3 protein-coding genes are annotated in these 2,189 nt (G+C 62.8%); 2 read left to right on the top strand and 1 reads right to left on the bottom strand.

Annotated elements, in window-relative coordinates; translation table 11 throughout:
- Nucleotides 1-123 precede the first annotated feature (123 nt).
- Complete coding sequence (locus EN884_RS33935) at nt 124-495, top strand: glyoxalase superfamily protein (protein WP_063169090.1); 372 nt, start codon at nt 124-126, stop codon at nt 493-495.
- On the opposite strand, the gene EN884_RS33930 is transcribed toward EN884_RS33935, so the two are convergent.
- Complete coding sequence (locus EN884_RS33930) at nt 474-1,355, bottom strand: LysR family transcriptional regulator (protein ID WP_024503767.1); 882 nt, start codon at nt 1,353-1,355, stop codon at nt 474-476. The genes EN884_RS33935 and EN884_RS33930 overlap by 22 nt on opposite strands.
- A 222-nt stretch (nt 1,356-1,577) precedes the next feature.
- Here EN884_RS33930 and EN884_RS33925 point away from each other — a divergent pair.
- Nucleotides 1,578-2,189: DMT family transporter (locus EN884_RS33925; RefSeq protein ID WP_164890653.1), on the top strand; the 612-nt coding region annotated here is incomplete at its 3' end.

Here is a 2,189-nt window from a genome sequence, read left to right as displayed (position 1 = left end):
AGCTGAAATAGAGCAATTCCAGGAAATGTGTGAAGCGGTTTTCCGTCCGGAATTGCGAAAAAACAAGGGGATTGCCGCCCCCGTCCATCCCACCTGAAAACCCTCTCGCACGGTTGCACCACCATGCCCAGACTTGGCGCCGTCACACCCATCCTGCGCATCTTCGACATTGCCAAGGCGCGTGAATTCTATGTCGGCTTCCTCGACTTCAAGGTGCAGTGGGAACATCGCTTCGCCGACGACGCGCCGCTCTACATGGCGATCGGCCGCGACGGCTGCGTCCTGCATCTCAGCGAACATCATGGCGACGGTGCACCCGGCATCGCCCTGCGCATCGAGGTCGAGGACATCACGGCTCTTCATGGCGAGCTGACCGGCAAAAACTACCGCTTCGCCAGGCCAGGCGTGGAAGAGACGCCTTGGAAGACCCGCGAGGTATCGGTCGCCGATCCGTTCGGCAACAGGCTGCATTTCTACGAGGATGCCGCCGGCTGACTGAGCCTGTTGACGAAGGCTTCGCGGATCGCATCCTGCATGCCGTCGATCGCCTCGCCTGACGCGTTCGGGTTGCGGTGCATCACCACGTTCGAGGAATCGATGGCGCCGAATCCGTCCGCCGTGGTCAGTTCACGACAGCCGTCCGGAATGTTGCTGCGCGAGATCGGCGCGATCGCCAGTCCGGAGGTGACGGCGAGCTTGAGGCCGCCGGTGGTGTCGCTGGTATAGGCGACACGATAGGCAAGATCGCGCTGCTCCAACGATTTGATGGCGAAGTCCTTGCACCAGCCGGCCCGGTTGTAGAGCGCGATCGGCACCGGCTGTTCCTCATGCATGTGATGCAGGGACGATGTCACCCACACGGTCGGGTCGTGCATCAGCACTTCGCCGCCGGCGGGATCCTGCCATTCGAACACCACGCACAGATCGAGCTCGCCGGCAGCGAGCGCCGCCATCTGTGCCCCGGAATGGGCATAGCGCACGGTGACCTCGACCTGCGTATGACGCTTCGAGAAAGCGCCGAGCGCGCGCGATAGGATGGCGTGGCCATATTCCTCCGGAATGCCGATGCGCACCGGCCCGCCAAGCGGCGCTGCCGCCATCGATGCCGACGTCTCGTCGAGCAGCGAGACGATGCGGCGGGCGTTGACGATGAGTTCGCCGCCGCGCCGCGTCAACGCGACGCCGCGCGAACCGCGCTCGAACAGGCTGGCGCCGATCAGATCTTCGAGCTTCTTCATCTGCATCGACACCGCGGATTGGGTGCGGCCGGCCTGCTCCGCCGCCTTGGTGAAATTGCCGGTCTCGGCAATCGCCACGAAGGTGCGCAGGAGGTCGCTGTCGAGGGTCGGCCGCATGAAATCCGCCATAAGAGAATTTGATTGCTGGCATCATTCCAATTCGTTTGCAACATGTCAAACGGCGGATGATAGTCGCCTCACCCATTGGATATGCGGCTGCGAAATCAGCCGCGGACCAATCAAGAGTCCTCACTCGTGCCCGCTGCCCGAAACGGTGGCGGGTTCTTTTTACCCCGCAGGCGGCAGCTTCGGATCGTACGCGCAGGAGCCTGGATGCAGATGCAAAATCGGATGGTGGGCGGCATCCTGAGCCTGTGCCTCGGCGTGCTGGTCTTTTCGCTGCAGGATCCGCTCGTCAAAGCCGTGTCGAGCGGTTATCCAGTGACCGAGGTGATGGCGATCCGCTCGATCGTCGCTCTGCCGATCCTCATCGTTCTGGTCCATGCTGATGTTGGCTTGCGGGCGATCCTGTCGAAGCGATTCGGCATGCTGACGGTGCGCGCCTTCATCCAGTTCACCTCCTATACGATGTACTACCTGGCCATCGCCGCCTTGCCGCTTGCCGATGCGGTGGCGCTTTATTTCATGGCGCCGCTGTTCATCATGGTGCTCGCCGGGCCCTACCTTGGCGAGCGCGTCTCCTGGCAGACACTGGCAACCGTGCTGATCGGCTTGTTCGGCGTCCTCGTGATGCTGCGCCCCGGCGCAGGGCTGTTCGACTGGGCAGCGCTGCTGTCGCTGGGCTCGGCGGCGCTCTATGGTTTTTCGCAGCTGATGGCCCGCAAGATCGGCGACACCGAATCGTCCACCGTGATGGCCTTCTATCAGAACGGCGCCTATCTGGTTGGCGCCGCCGTGGTTGCCGGCGCGTTTCACCTTGCCGGCATAACC

Origin of the sequence: Mesorhizobium sp. M7A.F.Ca.AU.001.01.1.1 (assembly GCF_004022735.1) — a bacterium.
Taxonomy (GTDB): domain Bacteria; phylum Pseudomonadota; class Alphaproteobacteria; order Rhizobiales; family Rhizobiaceae; genus Mesorhizobium; species Mesorhizobium ciceri.
The sequence above is the reverse complement of the archived record's forward strand: the minus strand, read 5'-3'. Positions and strand labels throughout refer to the sequence as shown.

Excerpts from the sequence above, each read along its gene's own strand:
- EN884_RS33935 (WP_063169090.1), top strand. The coding sequence starts at position 124 with ATGCCCAGACTTGGCGCCGTCACACCCATCCTGCGCATCTTCGACATT.
- EN884_RS33930 (WP_024503767.1), bottom strand. The coding sequence starts at position 1,355 with ATGCGGCCGACCCTCGACAGCGACCTCCTGCGCACCTTCGTGGCGATT.